Source organism: Shewanella sp. ANA-3 (genome assembly GCF_000203935.1).
Lineage (GTDB): Bacteria > Pseudomonadota > Gammaproteobacteria > Enterobacterales > Shewanellaceae > Shewanella.
In genome coordinates, this window is the sequence record NC_008577.1 from 4,055,526 (window position 1) to 4,082,030 (window position 26,505).

A 26,505-nucleotide genomic window follows, 5' to 3' on the forward strand; every position below is an offset into this window, starting at 1 on the left:
TTCGCTTTTTATTCACTTAACTGCGGGTTATTTCATTAACCACGCGCGGTAGGACTTACCTTTAATGCGGCCGCTGGTGATTTTGCTCAGTGCCTTTTTAGCGACTTTGCGATTCACCGCCACATAGGCGCGGTAGTCGGTCACAAGGATTTTGCCGACCTGCGAGCCTTCGATGCCATTCTCCCCAGTGAGGGCCCCGAGGATATCACCGGGGCGAAGCTTCTCTTTTTTACCGCCATCGATTTGCAGGGTGATCATGGTTGGTGCATTGGGCGCTGTGCCCAGCAAACTTAATGATGGTAAGGCTTCGCTCTGAATATCGCGCTCTAAGTACTCTTCTAATAACGCAATTTTGTAGCCATCTTGATCGTCAAAGAAGGTAAAAGCCGCGCCCTTACTGCCCGCACGGCCGGTACGGCCAATACGGTGAATATGCACTTCGGTATCGTAAGCCACGTGGTAGTTAAACACCGCGTCCAGCGCGTCGATATCGAGGCCACGGGCGGCCACATCAGTTGCCACCAACACACAGGCACTCTTGTTGGCAAATTGCAGCAGGGTTTCATCCCGGTCGCGCTGCTCTAAATCCCCATGTAGGGCGATAACGCTAAAGCCAGCATCACTTAGTTCATCGGCCACTTTTTGGGTTTCGCGCTTGGTATTACAAAACACCACGGCGCTCTCGGGCTTACGATCCAGCAGCAATAATTGCAGCGCCTGCATGCGCGCCTTGTCGTCATCCAAGTGGTAGAAATGCTGCTCGATGGTGCTCTTTTCGTGGGTCACGGCCACTTTCACCATCACTGGGTCGTACATAATTTGCTTAGCAATCGACTGAATTTGCTCGGGGAAGGTCGCACTAAACAGCAGGGTTTGGCGCTCGCGTGGCGACTGCTCGATAATCGCATCGAGCTGTGGCTGAAAGCCCATTTCCAGCATACGGTCGGCTTCGTCTAGCACGAGCATATTCAGGTTACTTAGGTCTAAACGGTTACGCTCTAAGTGATCGACAATCCGCCCCGGCGTACCAACGATAATGTGGGCGCCATGCTCGAGCGAACCAATTTGCGGCCCCATGGGCACGCCGCCACAGAGGGTAAGCACTTTTACGTTGTGGATACCACGTGCCAGTGTGCGGATCTCCTGCGCCACTTGGTCGGCCAGTTCGCGGGTTGGACACAGCACTAAGGTTTGAATGCGAAAACGCTTCACATCTAACTTGTTCAGCAGACCTAAACCGAAGGCCGCCGTTTTACCCGAACCCGTCTTGCCCTGACCAATCACATCCTCGCCCGCTAAAATGGCTGGCAGACTCTGCGCCTGAATCGGCGTCATTTCGTGATAGCCCATAGTGGTAAGGTTCTCAAGCAGTTCGGGTTTTAGCTTAAGAGTTGAGAAAGCCATTGAAGGCTGAGTGTCTGAATTGCTCAAGGCGAATATCCTGTGGTGGGTAACCCGCGCTGGCATAAACTCAGGCAAGTCACTGAAATTGCATAGTGTTACTGATTAAATACGCTTATCGCTTCGGGGCGTTTAGCCATTTGTTTAGGCTTTTATGTCTGGCGGTTAAGTTAACTAAGCCTTTAACTTAGCCCTTTAAATAGCCATGCCATTTGCGCAATCAGTCTAAGTCGGCAACTTGCCGTGCTCAGTCTTATCCGCACCATCCCAAAGCTCGGCTATTGTAGCAATAAAGCGCGCCCTTTTCCTGAAGTCTTTCGCTTAACCACCAAAGCAGGCTTTGTTGCCTGCTTTTAAGAGAGTCATTAATAAGAAGTGCACTAACAAAAAGCCCTGCGTTTGCAGGGCTTAGTGGCTGTGACTTACGGAAAAACAAGCTTTGTACTAGCGGTGTTTTTCAAGCGAGGAGTCAAGCTTTAAAGCAAGGAAGCCTTAAGCAATGCTGCCAAAGCGGCCCTCTTGATAATCGCGAATCGCCTGCTGAATTTCCGCTTGGGTGTTCATCACAAACGGCCCCATTTGAACGATTTTTTCGCGGATCGGTTTACCCACAAACAGAAGCATGCCCGCACCGCGTTCATCGGCCTTGAGCTGCAATGGCGTTTGGCTATCGAGCACTAAAAACTCGCCCTGATTGAATGACCACTGTGAGCCTTCGCCCTTACTCAAGCCACCTTGGTAAAGATAGAGGGCGGCAAACTCATGCTTAGATAAATCCAGCTGCGCATCACCATTGGCGTTAATCATCAAGTCGGCAATCGCCGCCTCGCCCGCTAATCCTTGGATGGTGGCACTGATTGTACTCTTACCCGCAAATCCCCAATCCCCCGCCAAGGCTTTAAGGGTGGCGCCCGTGTCGTTCGTGGTTTCAACGCTAGGGATTGAAGCCGTATCCTGATAAGTCGCGGGGCGCAGTTTGTCCTTGGCAGGCATATTGACCCAAATTTGGAAGCCATGCAGACCATTAAGCGCATCGGCCAGCGGCATTTCAGAATGCACCACGCCGTAACCCGTGCTCATCCACTGCACATCGCCTGCACGAATCGCTTTGACGTTACCCATCTGATCACGATGCTCAAACCCGCCCTTACGGATGTAAGTAAAGGTCTCCATCCCACGGTGCGGATGCGGCGGAAAGCCACCGATAAAATCCTGTTTATCATCGGATTTAATCTCATCCATCATCAAAAATGGATCAAAATGGGTGGTGACAAAATCCGCCACACGACGAATGTTCACCCCGTCGCCATCCATCGCAGGTTTAGCAGAAAACTGACCTAAGACTTTCATTTTATGCTCCTAACTCGTAAGGCATTAGCCCTTTGTACTCACGATCACTTGGACTGGAAGTGACTGAGTCAAACAGTGGCAATGCTGATGGAGGCAGAATAACAAGGAAATTTGCAAAAGAATAACGCGAAATCACGCTTAGATTTTTCGATAAAGTAGAATGGTTGGTGTTAGAGCAAAATATATATTGGCCAAACTTAATTCTTCAAAAACTTACTTTTAGAGAGAGCAAATGAATGAAAATAGTCTTGAAAAAGGCGGAGTACTGTTGGTCGAAAATGTAAAAGTAATTGCCATTATCTCCCCAGTGACACGCCGTCCTATTCTTTCACAAAAAGTGTCCCTATAGGCTCGACGGCGACATCTGCGGTACAGGATGTACTAATGCAGCGATCACATGGCCAATGATGTTCCCAACATCATAGTGGCATTTCCCATATCCCTATGGGTCAGATGTGAATGAGAGCCCTGTCGCCAACGGTCACTGGTGCCCCAATGCCAATTTTAACTACCCATTTGCGATATGTACGTAAAAAGCAAATGGACAAAAATGAGTTAGGTTATTAACTCTAACTCGTCATTTTCGGATAAAAATCTCTATGGGTTAACGTTGGAGGTAACGTGCTGCCGGAGCTGCGAAGCAGCTTTGGGCTGTCACGTTGACCGAAAGGTGATGCCTAATCTTCATCTTCTATGACCATAATTAGTGCTTTCTGTTTTTCTTTAAACACTAAGCAGCTATCAAACGTTGAATTCGTTGCCGGATCATAAGAGCCAGCCCAGTTATTTTTGTGCATGTCTTTTGTGTTGGTAAAGAAGCATGCGGGCTCACTTAACCGAGCCATAATTGCATTCCAAAATGACTCCGCTTTTTGCACTTGCATCAAATCGATTCCGTGAGCCATGTCATGCGTCAGCAGATAGCAAAACAGTTCCTTAGCCTCTGCTTCTGTGATTTGATGCAAATGCATTGAAGAATTCAATGCATGAACTGCCAACTGGTTAGGTAGCCAATTGACCTCGTTTTCTGGGGCTGAGGAATGGACTTCGAACAGCCGTACATAGCCACAGTCGCGCTCGGTATCAATACTTGATTTAAGGTCGGCAAGTGTCATGGGCGTATTAGGCATAACGCCGCGTTAAGGGGCCGGAAAACTGCGCAGCAGTTTGGAGGTCCCAGTGAGCAAAGCGAACGATTTTGAAGGCTTTGTTATAACCCATTACTCTGGCCATTCATCGCCCTCGCTTCTTGCTACCCAGTCAAAATGAAGCTCTGTATCGAAAGGCTCAACCGGTAGCTTAACGCCATTTTGGGTGATTTCGATGTGCCCGAAAACCATTTGCTCGTTGAGATAGGCCAAGGTGTCGTGGATGCCAGACTCCTTGGCGCCTTGGATCATTGAGGCCAAGATTTCTTTTTGCTGAGGAGTTAAAGAGGCAAGGAACTGGTTGATGTGCTCGTTGCCCGGAACATCCGGGAAACCTTTACCCGTAACCCATTGGGCCGCCGCAGCGCTTTTGATGCCAACCAACGCGTCAACGAATGACTTGTACTCTTCTACATCCCTGCTCATGACTTTCCTTAAGGGTTATAACGCCCGCCACAAACGCGAGCAACTTGTTGCGAGTCGAGCCGCGAAGCGGCGTTTTGATGGCGATGGTTATATGCACGTATTACTAATTAATGCATTTTGCTTTTTAATTTCACTAGCATTTTTTTCTGTTTCTGCAATTGCTAAGTCAATTTTAGCTTTTTTACATTTATCAGATAGCTCTTTACTAGCTAAGTAACTCTGATCCTTTTGAAACTGAGCCATGCCTTCTACACCGTTATATTGATCTCTATCTACGGGGTTTCTATCTTTTTGATAAGGTGGTGGTTGAGTTGCACCACAAGCTGATAACAAAACTATCAGCGAAACTGGAATTAATTTATTGAACAATGCTTGTACTCCTTGTGCATATAACGCTCACAGCAGAGGCGAGCCGCCAGGCGAGTCCTGCTGCCTGTGCTTGTTACATGCCTACCACTGAATTTCAATTTTGGTGCCGACATTTACTAATTCCATGAATTCATCCATTTCTGAATTGGTTAAAGCAATGCAACCGTTTGTCCAATTAAAACGCTGAGTAATAAACGAAAGCCAGCCCAGCTTGTTACGCTGCCCATGAACCATGATAAAGCCACCGGGAGAAACACCTAACTTCTTCGCATTGGCCTCATCTTGAGCATTTGGATAATTAATATGCATTGCCCTATAAAAGGATGAATCTTCCTTCTTATAATCTAAAGTGTATGATCCTTCGGGTGTTTTCTCATCACCTTCTTTTTGCTTATGGCCTTTTGGGTTAGCACCAAAGGCCACATGATATTCTTTTATGACCTGCTCACCATCAAGCAAGTACATCTTGCTCTCCGATTTATCCACTTTAACGAGATCTACCTCTGCGAAAGCAAGATTTGAGATCATCATGGATAGAATGACTATTTTTCTCATAGCATGTAACGCCTGAATTAAGCCGCACCGCGAAGCGGCGTCGGCTTGAATGAATTGTTAGAGCTCACGCCGATTATCAAAGAAGAAATCCTCGTCGATCTTTGCTAGACCGACGTCCGCAAGTGACAGACTGAACGCCTCTGCCTGTTGTTGCATGAGCGTAATCACACGATGTAAGCCCATAAGATAGCCTTGTGCAAAATCATGGCCTTGAGTCTCTGATTTTGCCAGCGCATCTACCTTGGCCTCAACTGCGTACTCGCTAAGAATATTGCCTAAATCAAGCAAGTAGTTCTTCGCTGTTTGATCGATGTGCATTGAACCTTCCTGTGAGCTCTAACATTTTATTCGTGCGCATGCGCGTTTACCTCATTGGACCAGTGAAAACGCGCAAGGTTAACTATCTGTATGCAAAGAACTTATCAGCTTTCTGCCAAATACACCATCTGGAAAAACGCGCATGCGCGTTTTCCAAACCTATTAACTAAAACTCAGCCACTATAGTTATTTGATTTTATAGAATTTTATTTGCTACAGATGGAATTAATGCGCACTGATATTGTCTTAAAATCACACCAACGTATCTAAATTTAAATATGACTGTATAGCCATACATTATTAGCCACTTCGCGGTAGGGCCAAACATAGGTAACTAGATGAGAATTTGTATGGCAACAAGAGTAGGTATTTTCGATTGAGATAACGAGCCGAAACACGGAATGGGCAAATAGCTTTTAGTAGAACGAGCTGCGAGAAGGCTAGTTAGCTTTGGCCATTGGCAATTTTACGGAAGTGACCGTTGGTGGCATGGCCGCTCTTTCACATCCATGTGATCGCGGCATTCGTACATCCATGTACAGCAGATGCCGCCGTCGAGCCTATAGGGTCACTGCTTTTTAAACAAAAAGCATGGCGTGTCACGGGGGAAACAATGACAATCCTGTACAGCGAGTTGGAGAGGCTTTTGAAGTCCAGCTTTTAAAACTAACGAGCAAAACTAAGCCTAGTCAGGCTTAAACACCCCTATCACGGCACCTGTTGCTTTTTCGGTGACTTTCACATCGGTTTGTTGTTCGCGGTAATCACAGTCGGTGCATTCTACGGTTTCGATACCGTTTTCTTTAAACAGCAGAATGCTGTCCTTGGCGCCACATTTAGGGCATTTGGCGCCAGCTACAAAGCGCTTTTTGATTTTGGTTGTCATGCTAATACCTTTATGCACAGACCAGCTCTGTTGGATCAGAAGATGACTACGCTTCGCTTGAGAACACCAAAGCGTGAGCCTGAAATTGGCGGCTATTTTGCCACAGTACCCAGCTATTGCCAGCCTTTAAACTAAGTTGTGATGCCATAAAATATGAGTAGGTGTAAGCATCTTGCGGGATTCACTCTAGAAGGATTTGCCAAATCGGCCGCACACTCGCTTTACCACTCATCATAAGAGCGCCATAAAAGCCACCACATTCGCCAAAAAGATGCAGTGAAAAGTGTAAGAAATCCTCAGCAACTCGGCCTAAGTTGTGGTTTGCCATCGGCTTGTACGTTATCATCACAGCCCTTACTCATTCATGATATGACCAAGTTGTAGTTAATGATCAGCATCAACCAAGCGCAATTAATCCGTGGCAGCAAAACCCTGCTCGACGAAGCCTCTTTGACCATCTATCCCGGCCATAAGGTCGGCCTAGTCGGCGCCAATGGCACGGGTAAGTCCTCACTGCTGGCATTAATTATGGGTCACCTGAGCTTAGACAAAGGCGAGTTTAGTATGCCTTCGGGGTGGCAAATCGCCACCGTAGCTCAAGAAACCCCCGCGCTGGAAGTCTCTGCACTTGAGTATGTACTTGATGGTGATAAAGAATATCGCCAACTTGAGGCCGATTTACATATCGCACAGGAACACAATGATGGCCATGCCATTGCCACCTTGCACGGAAAAATCGATGCCATTGGCGGCTACGCCATTCGTGCCCGAGCAGGTGCCTTGCTGGCAGGTTTAGGCTTTAGCGAAGCCGAGCAAAATAACCCAGTGAAAAGCTTTTCGGGTGGTTGGCGGATGCGCCTCAACCTTGCCCAAGCGCTGCTGTGCCGCTCCGACTTACTGCTGCTCGACGAACCGACCAACCACTTAGACTTAGATACAATGTACTGGCTCGAAGGGTGGATTAAGTCCTATCAAGGCACGCTGATTTTAATCAGCCACGATAGGGATTTTATCGACGAGATTGTCGATGAAATCGTCCATGTCGAGAATCAAAAACTCAATTATTACAAAGGCAACTACAGTGCCTTTGAGCGCATCCGTGCCGAACGTATGGCGCAGCAACAGGTCGCCTATGAGCGCCAACAAAAAGAACGGGCGCATATGCAGTCCTTCGTCGACCGCTTCCGCTACAAGGCCAGTAAAGCCAAGCAAGCACAGAGCCGCTTAAAGGCGCTGGAAAGGATGACTGAGCTATTGCCATCCCAGGCCGATAGCCCGTTTTATATGGAGTTTCGCCCGCCAGAAGCCCTGCCCAATCCATTGATTAAAATGGAACAAGTGGCTGTGGGTTATGGCGACAAGCAAATCTTAAGCCGTGTGCATTTGAACTTAGTCCCCGGCGCCCGTATTGGCCTCTTAGGGCGTAACGGCGCGGGTAAATCGACATTAATCAAACTGTTATCGGGACAACTATCACCGATGACTGGATTGTATGAGCCGAATCCCGGCCTGAATATCGGTTACTTTGCCCAGCACCAAATCGAATTTTTACGCCTAGACGATACGCCGCTGCAACATCTGGTGCGCCTCGCGCCAAATGCTCGTGAGCAGGAATTACGTAACTTCCTCGGTGGTTTTGGCTTCCATGGCGATATGGCGCTCTCGCCAGTTCGTCCCTTCTCGGGGGGCGAGAAAGCGCGTTTAGTGTTGGCCTTATTAGTGTGGCAGCGCCCTAACCTATTACTGCTCGACGAACCGACCAACCACTTAGATCTAGAGATGCGCCATGCGCTTACCATGGCATTACAAACCTTTGAAGGCGCAATGGTTATCGTATCGCACGACCGTCACTTACTGCGCTTAACCTGTAGCGATTACTATCTGGTTGATCAAGGCCAAGTGCAGGCCTTCGATGGTGATTTAGAGGATTACCACCAATGGTTACTCGATGCCGCTAAGGCCGCCAGTGCAAATTCCACCGTTAACGGTGACGATGCCAAGCCCGCCGTCGATAAGAAACAGCAAAAGCGGTTAGAGGCAGAGCTGCGCCAAAAGGTGTCGCCACTTAAACGCAAGCAGGCGAAGCTTGAAACCGATCAGCAAAAGCTCAGTGAACGCCTCGCCGAGTTGGAGCATCTACTGGCCGATAGCGAGCTCTACGATCAGGACAATAAAGCCAAACTCACGTCGGTACTCAGTGAGCGCACCAGCTTGACACAAACGCTAGAAGAAAGTGAAATGCAATGGCTTGAGCTGCAAGAAGAAATTGATGCTATGGAACTTGAGCTAATGGGCCAGTAATTGGCTCCTTATCGCCTAACGTACAAGGAAACAGTATGTCGGATGCAACCCCGCTAGACAGTCAAATTTGGCATTGGTGTGATATGAGTTACGGGCAAAATAAGCAGCTTTGCCTTGAGCTACAGGATAACTGCCAAGTAAATGTGAATCTCTTACTGCTGGCGCAGTATTTAGATCTCACCAGCGATGTGGCGGGCCCGCGGGAGTATTCGACCGAGCAGTGGCAGCAGCTGGTCAATGCGGTTTGGGATTGGGATGAAAAGTTTCTCACCCCCTATCGTCGTCTGCGCCGTCTCGCTAAGGCAAGCCTGAATGAGGAAGAATACCAGCAGATGCTCGATGTTGAGCTGATGATGGAACGTAAGGCGCAGCGCACGATTCTAAATGCCGTCAATGGGTTATCGCCAACCGGCCAACAAACCAATCTGGTCAATTACCTCGCCCTATTTGGCCTATCCGCAGCGGATGTTAACGCACTGGATTTTATCGCGCCTTAATAGACCGAACATTACTTAGCACGAGCCTGAGGATAACGCTGACAGCTATCCCCAATCTTGAGCCAACTAGGCTGCTGCTCGGTATAAATATGGTAATTAGGCTGTACTAAATTCGGATCGTCTAAGCTTGCAATCGTCAGGGTGAGATAGTCGGGATACTCAGTGTGCTTGTAGGTCAGCGAGCAGCCGCAGTGGGCACAAAAACCGCGTCTCACACACTCAGATGAAGCAAACTCAGTCACTTGCCCCTTAACCCAAGTCACTTGCTGGACCTTAAAATCCATCCAAGCACCAAATACGGCCCCAATGCTTTTTTGGCACATGCGGCAATGGCAATAATCGGCGTCGAAGGGCTTGCCCTCAATCCGATAACGAATCGCCCCACATAAACAGCCACCCTCCAAGGGTTCTATAGATTGCATACAGGCTCCACGCTATTGCGGCTCGCGGCCATCGGTGAGCTTTTGTGCTAACGCCGTGGCATTGCGCGCGGTAATGCCATAAATCGACAGCTGCGGATTGGCCCCAAGGCTGGTCGGGAAGATTGAGCCGTCCATCACCGACAGATTATCCAGATAATGTGACTGACCAAAACTATTGACCATAGAGAGTTTTTCATCCTCACCAAAGGGACAACCGCCCATCACGTGCGCCGAGGCAACGACTGTGCGCAGCGGTGCTAAATCCATTTGCGCTATGCTCTCTTTTGCCTCCTTCCATGACGACAGATATGGCATACCATCACTGATGGGCAACACTTTTAATGCCCCCGCCGAGAATTGTAATTCGGCCATGCTGGCGTACGCCCGCCGCGCTGCCCGCCAAAAGGCCTCGGTGAGCGGATAATCCAAGGCAAATCCTGTCGAGGTGAGATGCACCTGCCCACCTTGGCTATCGGGATGATAACCGTCGCGGATTAAGGCGATAGTGACCTGTAGCTGATTAAACTGCGCCATCAATTCGGCATGGCTTATGCCGTAACCTATGGTCTTAGAGGCGATCAAAATCGGATGCACCGGCGGCACTTCAAGCTTGTAGCCTAACTCGCCATCGGCGCCATTTTTCCAAACAAATTCATCGGAATAGATAGATTGCGGCGCACCGCTGTGGGCATTAATCGCATCGGCAAATACGCCGCCCGACAGCACTGTAGGATGTAAAAAGGTACGCTTGCCCAACAATTGATAGGGATCGGGCACCTCGGAGCGCATCATTAAGGTCGGCGTGTGGATAGCGCCAGCGCTTAAAATATAGTGTTTGGCTTTAAATAACAGCTCGACCGACGTCGGCCGTAAATTAACATCGAGCGCCTGCGCCTTGAGGGCAAACACTTGGCCATTATGGTGTTCAATCTTAACGACTTTGGCACGGCTAACAAGCTGCGCACCCTTCTCTAATGCGGTCGGAATCGTCGTGACTAACATCGACTGTTTAGCATTAACTGGGCAGCCCATGCCGCAATAGCCAGTATTCCAACAACCCGCCACGTTACGCTTAATGACGGTGTAATCCCAACCTAGGTTGATACAGCCTTGCTTGAGGGCGCCATTATTGCGGTTAGGTTCATAATTCCATTCGTGAATGTTGAGCCGCTGCTCCATCTGCTCGAACCAAGGGGCAAGGGCCTCGGGATCGAGTCCGGCAACGGATTTATGCTGCGCCCAAAAGGCTAAGGCTTCCTTCGGGGTACGAATGGAGGTGGTCCAATTGATGGTGGTCGAGCCGCCTACGGCGCGACCTTGAAAAATACCAATCGCCTTATCGGCGGTTTTCATCGCGGCCGCCTGTTGATACAAATTAGGGTAAGCGACTCGCTCTTCCATATTAAAGTCACTGGAGGATTTAAGCGGCCCCGCTTCAATCATGATCACACTGAGTCCAGCTTGGGTAAGGATTTCCGCCGCCACACCGCCGCCTGCGCCCGTGCCTACAATTACCACATCGGCTTCAAATTGCTGGTTCTCTTGCAGTTGACTGGCGTCGGTATGTAACCAACCGGAATTTAAGCCTGTCACTATGGGATCTATGATTGCCACTTGGAATACTCCATTCTTACATTATTGTTATTATTATAAATTCAGCCTATTTGAACAATTCAGGCTTGGCGTAGTGGAGTCGGCTCCAATGCTCGGGACAGGCGTAATAACTGGCCATCACCAATTCCCGCAGGCCTAAATAGGCCGTTTGCAATAACGCAAAGTAGCTGTGGCGCCAGGTTTCCAACATTTGGGTTAATTCGCTGGGTGAACGCATCAAGAGTGGCGTCATACTCGAGGTCAGCAGCAGTAAACCGAGACGATTTTCCAGCATATCCAGCAGTTCGAATAGTTCAGTCTGCTGCTCATCGGGCAAGACATCAATCGAGTGCTTGATAGCATCTAAGGTACGATTTTGCGCCGCCAACTTATGGGTTGCCACATCGGGCAAGGCCCCATCGAGCATCACAGGTAACAACACGCCGAATAACAAACGGTAGTCTTTTCCTTCGCCTTCATCGGGGAGGCTGAATTCGGGAGAGTAGAGATTCACCCCCAAGGCAATCGCCGCCGTACCGGCAAACGCGCCCAGTAAAAAGGTACGTCTATTCATCAATGTCTCCCCAAGACGCTTAGTGTTAAATTATTGTGCTACAATGACCGCGAATCTAAATTAAACACACGTTTTAATTTTCAGCAATAGTTGATATCAAGATAAGATCCCATGCCAAACGTTTTTAATCCGCCTTGGTGGGCCAAAAGTCCCCATGTACAAACTATTCTGCCCGTATTTACTAAAGTGGCCAAACCTGTGCTTGAGCGGCAGCGACTCGAGCTTCCCGACGGCGATTTTATCGATTTAGATTGGCAAGCAAGGCCAGAAATCGGCAAACCCATTGTGGTTATCATTCATGGGTTAGAGGGCAGTGCCCAGTCCCATTATGCCAGACGCATTCTGCAAGCCTGTAAAGATCAAGGGTTAGCCGCTGTGGTTCATCACCACAGAAGCTGCTCAGGGGAAACCAATCGCCTCGCCCGCAGTTACCACAGTGGCGATACCGACGATTTGCAGTTTAGCCTAAGCCTGCTGCAACAAACGTATCCGCAATCACCTTTATTGGCAGTGGGTTACAGCTTAGGCGGCAATGTGCTGACCAAATATCAAGGCGAATATCAAGAGCATAGCCTGTTGAGTCGTGCCGTAGTCGTGTCAGCACCGCTGCAATTATCGGCCTGTGCCAAACGCTTAGAAAATGGTTTTTCAAAAGTGTATCAAAGCCATTTAATCAAACAGTTACAACATAAGGTCAATCAAAAACTCGCTGACCCCGATCTGGCGGGTGCGATGGCATTGAGTCCAATGCAAGTTGCTAATCTCAATACTTTTTATGACTTTGACGATAAAGTCACCGCGCCGCTCCATGGATTTTTGGGTGTTGAAGATTACTACACCCGCGCCAGCGGCTTACCCTTTATCAAGTGCATCACTAAGCCGACGCTGATCTTGCACGCCAAGGACGACCCCTTTATGACGGACGCTGTTATCCCGCATTCCAGCCAGCTTTCGGAGCATGTGGAATATGAATTACATGCCCATGGTGGCCATGTCGGTTTTATTGAGGGTGGTACACCTTGGAAGCCACGCTATTATCTAGAGCGGCGCATTTTAGACTTTTTACTCGCCAATGATGCTTCATCGGCACCTTAAGGAACCCGAATGCTTATCCCCTACGATGCTTTACTCCAGCTCCCCAAAGAGACGTTAGCCAATTTGATCCGCGAATATCTTTTAGGCCAAGTGGAGGATGGTAGTTTTACTAGCCTAGATGAGCAAGAGCTATCAGCAGCAATAGCGCAATGCCAACAAGCACTTAAACAAGGCAAACTTGTCTTGGAATACAGCGAGGACGATGAATCCTTTGCCATTCGTCACGCTGACCAAGTGGCCAAACGGCAAGATTGACCACCAGTATCCCTGTGCCGTATAAATAGCTTATACGGTTTATCGCTCTAGATGAGCGGCTCTTTAGGTTCCTAGCTAGGTAGAAAAAATGTCAGCAAAACATCCGATTATTGCAGTTACAGGCTCATCCGGCGCAGGAACCACCACCACTACTACCGCCTTTAGCCATATCTTTCGCCAGCTAGGGATTAATGCCGCCTTTGTAGAAGGCGACAGTTTTCATCACTTTACCCGTGCAGAGATGGAAGTGATGATACGCAAATCCCAGGCCGAGAATCGCAATCTGAGTTACTTTGGCCCCGAGGCCAATAACTTTGCCCGTCTAGAGCAATGCTTTCGCGATTACGGCGCCACAGGCCAAGGCGAAACCCGCAGCTATTTACATACCTTCGATGAAGCTGTGCCCTTCAACCAAATGCCTGGCACCTTCACCCAATGGCGTCCACTGCCCGAAAACACCGATATGTTGTATTACGAAGGCTTACATGGTGGCGTAGTCACAGGCGATGCCAACGTTGCCCAGCATGTGGATTTGCTGATCGGCATGGTGCCTATCGTCAACTTAGAGTGGATCCAAAAGATCATCCGTGACACCTCGGAGCGAGGTCATAGCCGCGAAAAAGTCATGGGCTCAATCGTGCGCAGCATGGACGATTACATTAAGCATATGACGCCGCAGTTTTCCCGTACCCATATCAACTTCCAACGGGTGCCGACGGTCGATACCTCTAACCCCTTTAGCGCCAAAGATATTCCAAGCCTAGATGAAAGCTTTGTGGTGATCCGTTTTCGCGGCATCAACAACGTCGACTTCCCCTATTATTTGAGCATGATCCAAGGCTCCTTTATGTCGCGGGTCAACACCTTAGTGGTGCCGGGCGGCAAAATGTCACTCGCTATGGAGCTGATCCTCACACCACTGATTAAAGATTTAATGGAAAAACGCCAGCAGCTGAATAGCCCGCAGGCGAACTGAGATAGAGTGAACGTTTGACTAAAGGCTAATGAAATAAAGCCTTTTTGAGCAATAGATTAAGCTTGATTTAAGCCATTGAAGTTAATCTTATTGGCATCGGGATTTCAGGCGAAAGAACGATAGTTGGCATACTCTTGGGAGTTAATTCCCCCATCTTGATCTGTTGATTCCCTTGGGTGTGCCAACAACCCCATCTTGAGTTAAGTCTTAGCAGTTAATTCCACATCCATACTTGATCTGTTGACTCCCTTAAATATGTCAGCAACCCCATCAAAGCTTTTAGTCGTAGCAGTTAATTCGACCTCTATAATCCTTCAATGCTCTATCACCCCAGATTTTCAATCTGTGCTCGGCTAACTGCGTGAAGTTAAGCGCCCTAAATTTTTATACATCACCCGACAATCCAAGGCGATGCCACGGGGTGAGCAATAGACGGCGTCTTCCTCTAAGCCTTCACCACCAAAACCGCAGTGGCGATAAAATTCGATCGCATTTAAAGTCGACTCTAATCGCAATTGGGCAAGACCTAGATTAAAGGCTTTTGTTTCAATAAATTGCAGTAACGACCTGCCAATACCTAAGCCCATCGCCTCGGGGGAGACAAACAGCGCCTCGACCTGAGCATAGGGTTCATCCAGCATGATGGTGCCCACAACTGTCGATTCTTGGGTTGTCTCATTGAGGATTTCAGCCACATAAAAATGCGCGCCCACCATACGACGAAAAGATTCTGTCAATTCGCCCTGGGTCCAAATCTCTAAGTCATCTTGAGCATAAAATCCGGCGCAGCCTTTATTAATCGCCGCATTGCGAATATCCCAGCAGGCCTTGGCATCTAATTGCGTCGCTTTACGTATCCTTAGCATAGTCATCCCGATAAATTGCCCTAGCCATATCCATGAGCATAGTAATAGCCAACCGCTAATAGATTGAATCATAAAACAAACATCTAAAGACTCATACAGCCCATGCGTTAATTTTATGCAATAAAAAACCGCCCGTAGGCGGTTTTAATACAATAAGAAGCTTCACTCGTAAGCTAAGCCGCAAAGGCAAGCTGCAGTCGCGAAGGCAAACTTATCCTTTAATCAGCTCACTGATGGTCAGCACGCCATGGGTGGTCGCACCAGCGCCCCATAGTGCAGAAGCCGAATCTTCGAAGGCCGCCGCTAAATCCACGTGTAACCATTTGGCTTCTGGCGAAACGAAACGCCACAGGAAACCTGCCGCATTCGAAGCACCACCTGCACCACCGCCTTTTACCGGGCGGCTGTTTGCCGTGTCAGCATAGGCCGATGGACACATGTCTTTGTGCCAAGGATCCAATGGCAATGGCCATACACGCTCGGCCACAGTCGAGGCCTTCTGCTGCGCCAGTTGTAACACTTCGGTCTGTGGCGAGAAAATCGCGTTGTAGTTAGAGCCCACCGCCATCACCGCTGCGCCAGTTAAGGTTGCCGCATCGATAATAAAAGGAGCGCCCGTCGCAGAAGCCGCTTGCAGACCATCGGCCAGCACTAAGCGCCCTTCAGCATCGGTGTTTACCACTTCAACTGTTACACCATTTTTGTAGGTGAGGATATCGCCCAGCTTATAGGCACGGCCGCTGATCAGGTTTTCAGCACAGCAGAGGAATAACTTAACGCGTTTGTTCAGACCCGATTTAATCGCTAAACCTAAAGCGGCGGTCACAGTGGCGGCGCCGCCCATATCGCACTTCATACCCAGCATGCCTTCAGAGGCTTTAATGCTGTAACCACCTGAGTCGAAGGTAATCCCTTTACCGACTAAGGCAACAGATACTGGGGCATCGGCTGACAGCGGGTTAAAGTCTAGCTCTAACATCGCTGGTGGACGCTCACTGCCACGCCCTACGGCATGGATCCCAATCCACTGCTCTTCTAATAATGCTTCACCTTCAATAATACGGTAGCTCACCTTAGCGCCACCGATATCGGCTAACCATTTGGCTGCTTGCTGCGCCAATTTCACTGGCGACAGATTTTCAGGGGTATCGTTGATCAGTTGACGGGCAAATGTCGCCACTTCTAAGCGACGTTGTAATTCGGCTTGTACTGCGTCATCGCCACACCATTGGATCTTATAGCCGGGTTTAGCGGTAGCAAAACCTTGGGCGAAGACCCATTGGCTATTCAGATCCCAAAGAGCACCCGCTAAGGCAACCGTGCTGATCCCTTGATTGCGTAACTTACGCGCCGCCATTTGAATTTGGCGCAGCTCATCGCCACCACCTAAGTGGACTAATGCGCCTTCGGCATTGAAGGTCACATCGGCTTTGCCCCAATGGGCTGCAGGGGTATCTTTGGTTAACTCAACTCTCATCACTTCAGTCACTTTAAGTTCACTCATGAGGGGTCCTTATTTTAATTTGTTCTTGCGCTTATACCCATGCAAGTTGAGGTGAGAGGTTCTGCATCCTCAGGCTTTTGGGGTATACAAAGTACAACGGGGTTGGCGGCAGTTTACTGCTAGCAGGCAAGGACTGAAAGCCATCGGCCTAAGTTACCGAGGTAAAATCTGTAAACATTTGCGAAATTTGTTAGTCTTGGGCACCCAAATCACCTCGCTACAGGTTATAGCATGCACTTTAGTCCAGCACTGAAATCGGGAAAGCTACTTAAACGCTACAAACGTTTTCTCGCCGATATTCAACTCGAAGACGGCACTGAAATCACCCTGCATTGCCCCAATACCGGTTCAATGCGTAACTGCCTGTTCCCCGGTGAAACCGTGTGGTTTTCGACGTCTAATAATCCTAAACGTAAATATGCCCATACATGGGAGTTAATGACCACGCCAACGGGCGGCCTTATTGGCATTCATTCGGGTAATGCCAACGCCCTGGTCGAGGAAGCGCTTAATAAAGGTGTCATCACCGAACTCGTAGGCTACGACAGCTTAAGTCGCGAAGTGAAGTACGGCGATGAAAATAGCCGCATCGATATCTTACTTGAGGCAGCTCAAAAACCCGCCTGTTATATTGAAGTCAAAAGTTGTACTTTGCTTGAGGATGGCCAAGGTTATTTCCCCGATGCAGTGAGTCTTCGCGGCCAAAAACATCTGCGAGAATTAATGCACATGGCCAGCCTTGGGCATAGAGCCGTCTTGCTATTTGTGGTGCAACACACAGACATCCACAGCGTGGCCCCCGCGGCGCATATCGACCCTGAATATGCTAACCTCTTGAAAAAGGCTGTTTTATCGGGAGTAGAAGTCTTAGCTTATCGTTGCGAGATTTCTGCGAGTGAGATACATCTAGCCCACGCTTGTCCAGTCCGAGTATGATGTTAAGATTCAGTAAAATGCATTTTCATTTCAATTAGCGAAGGCAATCAAAAAATTCTGCCAAGGTGAAATGAAAAATTTGCCTCAATGTGAAGATTCTGATATAGATAGCGGCCGTTCTTAAGGACGCCCTACAACGCAAATGATGACAGGAGATGCGTTATGCCTGAAGGCACCAAAAAACTTGGCGTACTCGCTATCGCAGGTGTAAGTCCCTACCAGGAAAAGCCGGGTGAGGAGTATATGAACGCTAAGCAACTGGGTCACTTCAAGATCATTCTTGAAGCTTGGCGCAATCAGTTGCGTGAGGAAGTCGACCGTACTCTGAGTCACATGCAGGACGAAGCAGCAAACTTTCCTGATCCTGTAGACCGTGCAGCGCAAGAAGAAGAGTTCAGTCTCGAACTGCGTGCCCGTGACAGAGAACGTAAACTGATCAAGAAGATCGAGAAAACCCTGCAAAAAATCGAAGAAGACGATTTTGGCTTCTGTGAAACCTGCGGTATCGAAATCGGTATTCGCCGTCTCGAAGCGCGTCCAACGGCCGATCAATGTATCGACTGTAAAACGCTTGCAGAGATCAAAGAGAAGCAAATGGCGGGTTAATCGGCCATCTCGGGCGGGGATTTCCCCGCCTACTTGTTTGTGCGTCTCGCATGAACATCCTTCGTTTCACTTCGCTTTTTTGTTCGTATCCCCCTAAAATACAGCCACTTTGACTGGTTATTCCTGCACATTCCTATGATGGCGACTCACTCTTCCAACATTTCCGCTTTACATCCCTATGTTGGCCGTTTTGCCCCTTCGCCCTCGGGCGCGCTGCATTTTGGCTCACTGATCGCCGCCCTTGGCAGTTATCTGCGGGCACGCTCATTGGGGGGAAAGTGGTTAATTCGGGTTGAAGATATTGATCCACCGAGGGAAGTCGCAGGCGCAGCCGATGATATTTTACGTACCTTAGAAGCCTACGGTTTCGAATGGGATGACACAGTGCTGTACCAAAGTGCCCGCACCGAGGCCTATCAAGCCAAGCTCGACGAGTTACTCGCCGAAGATAACGCCTACTTTTGCCAGTGCAGTCGTAAACAGATCCAAGCCATGGGCGGGATTTACGATGGACGCTGCCATCAGTTAGCCACGCCGCATCAATCGGGCGCAATTCGCATTGTCAATCGACAACAAGTAGCCGAATTTAGCGATAACCTGATGGGAAAAGTCGTAGTGGACCATGCCTTTGCCGCCGAAGATTTTATTATCAAACGCAGCGATGGCCTGTATGCCTATCAACTCGCTGTGGTGCTGGATGATGCCTATCAAGGCATTACCGAAGTGGTACGGGGCTATGATTTAATCGAAGCCAGTTGTCGCCAATTAAGCCTGTATCAAACCTTTGGCCTAAGCGCGCCGCAGTGGTTGCATTTACCCTTGGCCTGCTTGACGCCGGGATTTAAGCTGTCGAAACAAAACCATGCGCAGGCTATCGACAAACAGCATCCGCAGGCAAGCCTTAATGCCGCCCTCGCCTTTTTAGGCCAAGCGCCGGTGGAGCCGACAGCGGCGCCGCAAATGCTGGCCCAAGCGGTGGCGCAGTTTCAACTGTCGGCCATTCCGAAGCAGCGGGAAATCTTGATAGCGCCTTAATCCCCGTGGGGCGAGTTGCGGCCAAAAAGCATCGTTTTAGCTGTGCTAAGTCGTGGCATAGCTCAAAAATCGCGATATACCCATCGGTGCGCAATTGGTATATCATAGCCGCCAGATTTTTAATCACATAACAGATACATTCCGAGGTGTCCCATTTTTCGCCGTATCAGCCAATTCTGCAAGCAGCTATTTGAAGACGCGCCTAAAACGACCGCTCCGACTCCAGCTCAGATTGAACCCCAAACGCCAGAACTCACTTCAGGCGGCTTAAGCTTATCGCTCGTGCCTCGGGATGCGCATTCGATCTCCCGTAAGCAGATCAGCGAAAACGCACTTAAAGTATTATACCGATTGAATAAATCAGGTTTCCAGGCCTATTTAGTTGGTGGGGGCGTACGGGATTTACTCCTCGGACTCGAACCGAAAGACTTCGACGTGGTCACCAATGCGACGCCGGAAGAGATTAAAAAGCTGTTTCGCAATTGCCGCGTAGTCGGACGCCGCTTCCGCCTCGCCCATATTGTGTTTGGCCGCGATGTGATTGAAGTTGCCACCTTCCGTGGTCACCACGGCGACAGTAATGAAAAGATTTCCAAAGCCAATGCCGAAGGGCGTTTGCTCAGGGATAACGTGTACGGTGAAATCGATGAAGACGCAGAGCGCCGCGATTTTACCGTCAACGCCCTTTACTACGATATTAGCGACTACTCTATCCGTAGCTATGGCGGCGGTATGGAAGATCTTAAGGCGGGCACCTTAAGGCTGATTGGCGATCCCGAAACCCGTTACCGTGAAGATCCAGTGCGTATGCTCAGGGCTGTGCGTTTTGCCACTAAGCTCAGCATGGCTATTGAAGAAGTGACCGCTAAACCTATCAAACAGTTAGCGCCACTGCTCAAGGACATTCCAGCCGCCCGCATGTATGAAGAAGTGCTCAAACTTTTCTTCGCCGGCAAAGCCATGGCCAACTTTGAGATGATGCAGGAATATAAGCTGTTCGCGCCGCTCTTCCCGCAAGTCGACGCCCAATTAAAAGATGCGCCAAAAGGCCCTGCGATGAAGATGGTGCAAGCCATTATGAAGAGCACGGATGCGCGCGTGAACGAAGATAAGCCTGTTACTCCGTCATTCTTCTATGCGGCGATCCTCTGGTATCCACTACGTCAACGCGCCGAAGATATCGCGGTCGAGAGCGGTCTGACTTTATACGATGCGTTTTTTGCCGCCATGGGTGATGTGATTGAGCAGCAATGCCAAACCATCAGCATTCCGCGCCGTTTTAGTACGCCCGCCAAAGACATCTGGCAATTGCAATTACGCTTCGATCGCAGCCAAGGCACACGCGCCTTTAAACTGTTAGAGCACCCTAAATTTAGAGCGGCCTACGACTTACTGTTACTGCGCGGCGAAGTCGAAGGTGGCAATGTCGCCAAGAGTGCCGCCTGGTGGCAACAGTTTGTTGAAGCGGATGAAACCGAGCGTTTGAACATCGCCCGCAGTGGTAACAAAGCGGCGGGTAACCGTAACCGCAATTCACCACAGCGCCGTCGCCGTCGCCCGAGTGCCGCTAAAGCCAAAGCCGCCGAATAATGACTCAGGTTTTTGTCGCCCTCGGGGCTAATCTTGAAGATCCTAAAGCTCAGCTGGACAATGCCGTTGCGGCCTTGTCCGCCTTGGCTGAACATCAGAGTCTTAAGGTATCGCCCTATTACGGTTCCACCCCCATGGGGGACGTAGTGCAACCCGACTATATCAATGCCGTTGCCAGCTTTGAGACCTCTCTGGCACCCATCGCCCTGTTAGATGCACTGCAAGAGATTGAAAACACTCAGGGCCGTGTTCGTAAAGAACGTTGGGGCCCCAGAACCTTAGATCTCGACTTACTCTTATATGGCGATGCCATTATCGATGAGCCCAGACTCAAAGTGCCACACTACGGCATGAAGGAGCGTAGTTTTGTGCTAGTGCCCTTGGCGGCCATAGCACCGGATCTGGTGTTACCTTGTAAAACGCCGCTACGCAGCCTTATCAGTGAAAAATTCTTGGCCGAGTTACAACTACTGGGCAATGATCATTGAAGTCAGCCCCCAGTTAGCTTATAACACCACTTCTATTTGGTTTGAAGATCACCCATATGTCTAAAGTTACTAGCTCAACCCTGTTGAAATACAAACAGGAAGGTAGAAAATTCACCGCTCTGACAGCCTATGATGCCAGCTTTGCCAGTGCGTTCGACGGCGAAGGCATCGATGTGCTACTGGTCGGCGATTCTTTGGGAATGGTTCTGCAAGGCCACGATGATACCCTGCCCGTCACGACAGCCGAAATCGCCTACCACACCCGTTGTGTGCGTCGCGGTATCGAGCGCTCACTGCTGATCGCCGACATGCCATTTATGAGTTACGCCACGCCAGAACAAGCCATGGAAAACGCCACTGCACTCATGCAGGCGGGTGCCAATATGGTCAAGCTGGAAGGCGGTCACTGGTTACTCGAAACCGTGACTAAACTGACCGAACGCGGTATTCCTGTCTGCGCCCACTTGGGCCTCACCCCGCAATCGGTACACGTTTTTGGTGGTTTTAAGGTACAAGGCCGCGATGCTGAAAATGCCCAGCGCATTCTCGATGAAGCCAAGGCCTTAGAAGCCGCTGGTGCGCAGCTGTTAGTGGTCGAATGTATTCCGGCATCACTCGCCACCGCTATCACTCAAGCATTAACTATCCCAGTGATCGGCATTGGCGCTGGCGCCACGACAGATGGCCAGATCCTAGTAATGCACGACGTGCTCGGTATTTCGAGTGGTTATATCCCACGTTTTTCAAAGAACTACCTTAAGCAAACGGGTGAAATCCGCTCGGCGGTACGCGCTTATATTGAAGAAGTGGCCAATGGCAGCTTCCCAAGTGCTGATCACACGTTCAACTAAGCGTGCTTGCACTCATTGAGCTAAATAGTGCTAAGCACACAGACGACTATTTCAAGTTTTAGCAAGGTAAGAGTTAATGATCACTAGCGCCCATATCGATGATATTCGTACTCAAGTGCGGGCATGGCATGCCAAGGGCGAGACCGTCGCCTTTGTGCCTACCATGGGCAATCTCCATCAGGGACACATCACCTTAGTGAAAGAAGCGGCGAAGAAATGCGACCATGTAGTCGTGTCAATCTTCGTTAATCCCATGCAGTTTGGGCAGAACGAAGATCTCGATGCCTACCCGCGCACCTTAGAGGCCGACAGCCAAGCGCTGACGGCCGCGGGCGCCGAGCTGCTATTTACCCCAACGCCTACGGTTATTTATCCAAAAGGCTTGGCGCAGCAAACCTATGTTGAAGTACCGGGAATTTCCGATGTACTCTGCGGTGCCAGTCGTCCCGGTCATTTCCGTGGCGTTGCGACTGTAGTCTGCAAACTGTTCAACATAGTGCAGCCCGATGTGGCGTTCTTTGGCAACAAGGATTATCAACAACTCTTAGTGATCCGCACTATGGTTGAAGACTTGTCACTGCCGATTGAAATTATCGGTGTGGATACCATTCGTGAAGCCTCAGGCTTAGCCATGAGTTCACGCAATGGCTACCTGACGGCGGAAGAAAAAGCCGCGGCGCCGGCGCTGAAAAAAGCTATCGATGCCATGGCACAAGGCATTAAGCAAGGCGTGAGCATCGAACAAGTCACCGCGGAAGCCAAAGCGAGCCTTATCGCCGCAGGCTTTACCCCAGATTATTTAGAAGTTTGCCATGCCACTACCCTGGCCAATGCGGAAACTACGGACCAAGCACTGGTGATTTTGGCCGCCGCTTACTTAGGTAAGGCGCGTCTTATCGATAACCTGCGCTTCGACCGCTAAGCGTTTTAGCGCAAGAAAAAGGAGCTTAGGCTCCTTTTTTGTTTGCGCAGCTCTGTACAGACTCGCCTCAATCCATTGAGCGTCAAAAAAATTCCATCGTCAAAAAACTGGTTTTATTCTTCAAGTTACGCCATAGTATTCACGGTTGTTAACTATGAGTAACAAGTATTCCAGCCTCTTAATCTGATAACTGCTAGAGTTTAACAAGGACGCAAGCGCCAATCACAATCTGGCATTGCACCAATACAGTAACGTTATTCATTATTGCGTACACAAAGGATCTGTCGTCGAATGGCAAGACTCATAGTGACTCTTATTTGCGTGCTACTTCCTACAACAGCACTTGCAAATACCGTCTATAAATGTCGCAAGGACGATAAGGTCGTCTTTAGCCAAACCGCCTGCCCGCAGGATTATAGCCAACATAAGATTGAGTATCAGCTTGGCATCACCACAGAAACCGATTCAGACAAACGAGAGACGCCTGTCGACCCGCTGCAAGCCTTGCTCAATAGCCAAACGATTTCTAAGGAAAAACTGCTGCAATTGCTCGATGCCGAGCTGTACCGCCTAAAGCAGGAAAACAGCTATTTCGAAATCCTTAGAACCAGCGAGTTGCAAAAATTAGAACGCCAACGTTACTGGCAACATAAAGAAAAAGATGACCCTGAATACATCAGTCAGCTCAATAAAATTAACGATCATTTTAATGACTTAACCTCGAATAACACTCAGGCGATACAGCAGTTATCCGACCGGAAAACACAAATTTCCGCCGAAACCGAGCCTGAGGAAGTGAAAGAAAAACCTTAGCTTTCGAGTTTAGATAACAAAAAAGGCGACCCTAGGGTCGCCTTGTTATTTTATGACTTCATTAGAACTGCGCGACAACCGCCGCAGAACAGAGTGAGCCCGAGGTTTCACACACTTGGTACGTCACACTCGATGCCGTCGTTGTAAAGCGATCGCGGTAGTTACCATCGTTTTCAGTCGTAGCCACTAACTCGCCATCACGGTACAGGGCCACGCTTTCACCTAAGGCGCTATCCCATGTGAGATCAACCATAGCACTGCCACGGCGTGAGACTAGCGCACGAGTGACAGTGGCACTGATACTATGTTCATACACTTGCACTTCCATAGTCACAGTGTTGCTATGCTCCATGGCGTCAGTCACGGTAAGCGACACTCTGTAGGTGCCAGCGGCAGCAAACACATGGCTTGGGTTCATTTCGCTAGAGTTAGTGTCATCACCAAAGTCCCAGCTATAGCTCACGATATCATCGTTTGCATCGGTACTGGTGTTAGTAAAGGCAACGCTTAAGCCTTCAACCGCATACTCGAAACCTGCTACAGGTGCCGCGGGAGAGGCTTCACCTAAGCCGCTGATCACTAAGCCCCAGTTATTCAGGGTGCCCGTATCCGCGCCCGCATTGTCGTCAACAGATAATGACCAAGTACCACGGGCATTTTCACCGTCAAACGCGCTTAAGTCCCAGCTCTTAACGATGTTGTCGGCGCTGCCGCCCTCACGGTTATGCAGAACCACTTCGGTGCCCGCTGGAGAGGTTAACACAACACGTAAATCACCAATCCAAGTGTGGCTGATATTCACATCGGCGGTCACACCAAAAATCTGCACATCGTCGGCAACGTCGATAGTGCTTACCACGCCATTAGTGTTGTTATCAGGGATAGCAACAGCGTTTTCATTGCCATAGCTAAAGTCATTTAATCCCTGTGGGAACACATTCAGTGCAACGACTTTAGACTTTTCAATGGTGCCATCGGTACCTGTTACTGTAATGCTGTAATCACCCCAAGCTGTTTGCGCCGTTGTCGCTACATCTAAGGTAAATGAACCACCAGCTGTAACTGTTGAGGCTGATAAGGATACGCCTTCAAGCGCTGGAGACACGGCTACGCTAAGCGCCACATCACCTTCCCACCCTGCCACACTACCGACAGTAAAGTTATAACTAGCCGTGTTACCCGCTTCGACCGATTGCGATGCTGGCGATACGGTAAACTTATAGCTAGGGGATGGGTTTGCCTGCTCTAAGGCATTTGCCACATTGAGGCGAGTCCCTGCTACGGTTTTACCGGTGAGGTCCGCATTCGCATCACCCGATGCCATCAGTAAGGTTTTCATTTCTACTGGTGAGAGATCGGGATTTAACGACCACACTAGTGCTGCCGCACCTGTTACATGGGGCGTCGCCATTGAGGTACCAGAGTAAGTGGCATAGCCACCGCCTGGGATGGTTGACAGAATCGCCGTGCCAGGCGCGCCCATATCAACACTGGTTAAGCCCCACTGTGAGAAATCTGACATACGGTCATTACGGTCGGTACTGGCAATAGACAACACCACATCCGAGTCATAGCTTGAGGGATAATGTGGGCTGGCATCATTGTCCACCGCGTCATTACCCGCTGCTGCAACGAATAAAATGCCTGCTTCACCACCCGCTTCAATCGCATCTTTTAAGGCTTGGCTAAAGCTGCCGCCGCCCCAAGAGTTGTTGGTAGCTTTGATATCAACCCCATGATTAACCTTAAGATCGGTAAAGTAGTCCAGACAGGCAATCGCGCCTGCGGTAGAACCATAACCATCGGCATCGAGGAACTGACAGGCGGCGATTTTAACGTCCCAGTTCACCCCAACAACACCCACGCCGTTATTACCTTTAGCGCCAATAGTGCCAGACACATGGGTACCATGGCCGTTGCCGTCCATTGGGTTACCGTTATTGTTGACCGCGCTGTAACCGTGAACATCGTCGATCACGCCGTTGCCGTCATCGTCGATGCCGTTACCTGGGATCTCGCCACCATTCACCCACATGTTGGCCTGTAGATCGGGATGATTGTAATCCACCCCTGTGTCAATCACCCCAATCACCACATCCGAACTGCCGGTAGTGATTTCCCACGCTTCTGGAGCATCGATATCCGCATCGACGGTGCCACCGTTTTGTCCCGTGTTATTCATGCCCCACAGGCTAGCAAAGCTTGGATCATCAGGTGTACCAATAGCCTTGAGAATATAGTTAGGTTCGGCATATTTTACCGCCGGATGACGGCTAATCACCTTAATCGCATCTTCAATATTGGTGCCCTTACGCAGGGCTAAACGTGCCAGTTTGCCATTGAGTAAATGCTGGAACTTATCATCGACACCATCCGCATTGGCATCGGTTAAGGTGCCACGAATTAAACGCTGAGCCGCCGAGCGCTCCGCCTTCGTCGCATTGTCTTTATACACCACGAGAATGGCATCTTTTTCATAGACAGGGGCATCTTTTGCCATAGCGGGCACGGCTGACAGTGTCATCGCTCCTGCAATTGCTAACGCCAGTGGTGAGAGTTTTATCGACATATTGAGCTTCCTATAGTCCTTTACGTTGAAATTCTGGAACCGCAATTACGCAGCCTCCGCTCAAAATTGATTGGATAATAGCGACGAACATCCAGCATGTTTGCCGGTAAATTGTTGCCATAATGTTTCAACTTAAAAAAGCCGCCCACAATGAAATAC

The 26,505-nt window shown here is 49.4% G+C and carries 27 protein-coding genes; 13 read left to right on the top strand and 14 right to left on the bottom strand.

The genetic code is table 11. The features are described from left to right. Positions 1-27: 27 nt before the first annotated feature. From dbpA to SHEWANA3_RS17765, 8 genes are all read right to left on the bottom strand, one after another. Positions 28-1,404: an ATP-dependent RNA helicase DbpA gene (dbpA, locus tag SHEWANA3_RS17730; protein ID WP_023266948.1), complete on the bottom strand. Its 1,377-nt coding sequence runs from the start codon at positions 1,402-1,404 to the stop codon at positions 28-30. 489 nt (positions 1,405-1,893) lie between these two features. Beyond that, on the bottom strand, positions 1,894-2,751 hold the full coding sequence (locus tag SHEWANA3_RS17735; RefSeq protein ID WP_011718182.1) for a pirin family protein: 858 nt from the start codon (positions 2,749-2,751) through the stop codon (positions 1,894-1,896). Between the two features lie 677 nt (positions 2,752-3,428). After that, positions 3,429-3,881, bottom strand: coding sequence for a hypothetical protein (locus SHEWANA3_RS17740; RefSeq protein WP_011717613.1), 453 nt, complete (start codon positions 3,879-3,881; stop codon positions 3,429-3,431). A gap of 90 nt (positions 3,882-3,971) precedes the next feature. After that, on the bottom strand, positions 3,972-4,325 hold the full coding sequence (locus tag SHEWANA3_RS17745) for a DUF6547 family protein (protein WP_011718184.1): 354 nt from the start codon (positions 4,323-4,325) through the stop codon (positions 3,972-3,974). Positions 4,326-4,412: 87 nt separating this feature from the next. Next, positions 4,413-4,694 carry a hypothetical protein gene (locus SHEWANA3_RS17750; RefSeq protein ID WP_011718185.1) on the bottom strand — a complete coding sequence of 94 codons (282 nt, stop codon included), beginning with the start codon at positions 4,692-4,694 and terminating at the stop codon, positions 4,413-4,415. A gap of 81 nt (positions 4,695-4,775) precedes the next feature. Then, positions 4,776-5,249: a L,D-transpeptidase family protein gene (locus SHEWANA3_RS17755; protein ID WP_011718186.1), complete on the bottom strand. Its 474-nt coding sequence runs from the start codon at positions 5,247-5,249 to the stop codon at positions 4,776-4,778. A 57-nt stretch (positions 5,250-5,306) separates the two neighbouring features. Further along, positions 5,307-5,567, bottom strand: coding sequence for a hypothetical protein (locus tag SHEWANA3_RS17760; protein WP_011718187.1), 261 nt, complete (start codon positions 5,565-5,567; stop codon positions 5,307-5,309). 685 nt (positions 5,568-6,252) lie between these two features. Next, on the bottom strand, positions 6,253-6,453 hold the full coding sequence (locus tag SHEWANA3_RS17765) for a YheV family putative zinc ribbon protein (RefSeq protein ID WP_011621538.1): 201 nt from the start codon (positions 6,451-6,453) through the stop codon (positions 6,253-6,255). A 387-nt stretch (positions 6,454-6,840) separates the two neighbouring features. On the opposite strand from SHEWANA3_RS17765, the gene SHEWANA3_RS17770 reads away from it, so the two are divergent. Together SHEWANA3_RS17770 and SHEWANA3_RS17775 are read left to right on the top strand one after the other, a co-directional pair. Beyond that, positions 6,841-8,754 carry an ABC transporter ATP-binding protein gene (locus SHEWANA3_RS17770; protein WP_011718188.1) on the top strand — a complete coding sequence of 638 codons (1,914 nt, stop codon included), beginning with the start codon at positions 6,841-6,843 and terminating at the stop codon, positions 8,752-8,754. A gap of 35 nt (positions 8,755-8,789) precedes the next feature. Beyond that, positions 8,790-9,251: a TIGR02444 family protein gene (locus tag SHEWANA3_RS17775; protein WP_011718189.1), complete on the top strand. Its 462-nt coding sequence runs from the start codon at positions 8,790-8,792 to the stop codon at positions 9,249-9,251. Positions 9,252-9,262: 11 nt separating this feature from the next. On the opposite strand, the gene SHEWANA3_RS17780 is transcribed toward SHEWANA3_RS17775, so the two are convergent. From SHEWANA3_RS17780 to SHEWANA3_RS17790, 3 genes are read right to left on the bottom strand one after another with little or no spacing between them, the layout of a single operon-like run. Then, positions 9,263-9,673 carry a GFA family protein gene (locus SHEWANA3_RS17780; RefSeq protein ID WP_011718190.1) on the bottom strand — a complete coding sequence of 137 codons (411 nt, stop codon included), beginning with the start codon at positions 9,671-9,673 and terminating at the stop codon, positions 9,263-9,265. A gap of 12 nt (positions 9,674-9,685) precedes the next feature. Continuing rightward, entirely contained in the window at positions 9,686-11,287 is a 1,602-nt protein-coding gene (locus SHEWANA3_RS17785) for a GMC family oxidoreductase (protein ID WP_011718191.1), read from the bottom strand. 46 nt (positions 11,288-11,333) lie between these two features. Next, a complete protein-coding gene (locus SHEWANA3_RS17790; protein WP_011718192.1) occupies positions 11,334-11,840 on the bottom strand; it encodes a hypothetical protein in 507 nt (168 codons plus the stop codon). 111 nt (positions 11,841-11,951) lie between these two features. Between SHEWANA3_RS17790 and SHEWANA3_RS17795 the strand changes: the two genes are divergently transcribed. From SHEWANA3_RS17795 to SHEWANA3_RS17805, 3 genes are all read left to right on the top strand, one after another. Continuing rightward, positions 11,952-12,935 (top strand): hydrolase, encoded by a 984-nt coding sequence (locus SHEWANA3_RS17795; protein WP_011718193.1) that lies wholly within the window; start codon positions 11,952-11,954, stop codon positions 12,933-12,935. 9 nt (positions 12,936-12,944) lie between these two features. Next, positions 12,945-13,190 carry a YheU family protein gene (locus SHEWANA3_RS17800; RefSeq protein ID WP_011718194.1) on the top strand — a complete coding sequence of 82 codons (246 nt, stop codon included), beginning with the start codon at positions 12,945-12,947 and terminating at the stop codon, positions 13,188-13,190. Positions 13,191-13,278: 88 nt separating this feature from the next. After that, the gene (locus tag SHEWANA3_RS17805; RefSeq protein ID WP_011621530.1) at positions 13,279-14,166 is read left to right on the top strand and encodes a phosphoribulokinase; all 888 of its coding nucleotides are present in this window, start codon (positions 13,279-13,281) and stop codon (positions 14,164-14,166) included. Between the two features lie 353 nt (positions 14,167-14,519). On the opposite strand, the gene SHEWANA3_RS17810 is transcribed toward SHEWANA3_RS17805, so the two are convergent. Together SHEWANA3_RS17810 and pepB are read right to left on the bottom strand one after the other, a co-directional pair. Then, positions 14,520-15,032 carry a GNAT family N-acetyltransferase gene (locus SHEWANA3_RS17810; RefSeq protein WP_011718195.1) on the bottom strand — a complete coding sequence of 171 codons (513 nt, stop codon included), beginning with the start codon at positions 15,030-15,032 and terminating at the stop codon, positions 14,520-14,522. Between the two features lie 211 nt (positions 15,033-15,243). Beyond that, entirely contained in the window at positions 15,244-16,536 is a 1,293-nt protein-coding gene (gene pepB, locus SHEWANA3_RS17815) for an aminopeptidase PepB (RefSeq protein WP_011718196.1), read from the bottom strand. Positions 16,537-16,767: 231 nt separating this feature from the next. Between pepB and sfsA the strand changes: the two genes are divergently transcribed. From sfsA to SHEWANA3_RS17855, 8 genes are all read left to right on the top strand, one after another. Continuing rightward, on the top strand, positions 16,768-17,472 hold the full coding sequence (gene sfsA / locus SHEWANA3_RS17820; protein WP_011718197.1) for a DNA/RNA nuclease SfsA: 705 nt from the start codon (positions 16,768-16,770) through the stop codon (positions 17,470-17,472). Positions 17,473-17,634: 162 nt separating this feature from the next. Then, complete coding sequence (dksA, locus tag SHEWANA3_RS17825) at positions 17,635-18,078, top strand: RNA polymerase-binding protein DksA (RefSeq protein ID WP_011718198.1); 444 nt, start codon at positions 17,635-17,637, stop codon at positions 18,076-18,078. Positions 18,079-18,216: 138 nt separating this feature from the next. After that, entirely contained in the window at positions 18,217-19,113 is an 897-nt protein-coding gene (gene gluQRS, locus SHEWANA3_RS17830; RefSeq protein WP_041413144.1) for a tRNA glutamyl-Q(34) synthetase GluQRS, read from the top strand. Positions 19,114-19,395: 282 nt separating this feature from the next. Beyond that, on the top strand, positions 19,396-20,703 hold the full coding sequence (locus SHEWANA3_RS17835) for a polynucleotide adenylyltransferase PcnB (protein ID WP_011718200.1): 1,308 nt from the start codon (positions 19,396-19,398) through the stop codon (positions 20,701-20,703). Next, positions 20,703-21,191: a 2-amino-4-hydroxy-6-hydroxymethyldihydropteridine diphosphokinase gene (folK, locus tag SHEWANA3_RS17840; protein WP_011718201.1), complete on the top strand. Its 489-nt coding sequence runs from the start codon at positions 20,703-20,705 to the stop codon at positions 21,189-21,191. The genes SHEWANA3_RS17835 and folK overlap by 1 nt, the downstream gene beginning before the upstream one ends. A gap of 56 nt (positions 21,192-21,247) precedes the next feature. Continuing rightward, a complete protein-coding gene (panB, locus tag SHEWANA3_RS17845) occupies positions 21,248-22,042 on the top strand; it encodes a 3-methyl-2-oxobutanoate hydroxymethyltransferase (protein WP_011718202.1) in 795 nt (264 codons plus the stop codon). Between the two features lie 76 nt (positions 22,043-22,118). Beyond that, positions 22,119-22,964 (top strand): pantoate--beta-alanine ligase, encoded by an 846-nt coding sequence (panC, locus tag SHEWANA3_RS17850; RefSeq protein WP_011718203.1) that lies wholly within the window; start codon positions 22,119-22,121, stop codon positions 22,962-22,964. A 291-nt stretch (positions 22,965-23,255) separates the two neighbouring features. Continuing rightward, entirely contained in the window at positions 23,256-23,777 is a 522-nt protein-coding gene (locus tag SHEWANA3_RS17855; protein WP_011718204.1) for a DUF4124 domain-containing protein, read from the top strand. A 61-nt stretch (positions 23,778-23,838) separates the two neighbouring features. Here the strand turns inward: SHEWANA3_RS17855 and SHEWANA3_RS17860 are convergent, their stop codons facing one another. Beyond that, positions 23,839-26,346 (bottom strand): S8 family serine peptidase, encoded by a 2,508-nt coding sequence (locus tag SHEWANA3_RS17860; protein ID WP_011718205.1) that lies wholly within the window; start codon positions 26,344-26,346, stop codon positions 23,839-23,841. Positions 26,347-26,505 lie beyond the last annotated feature (159 nt).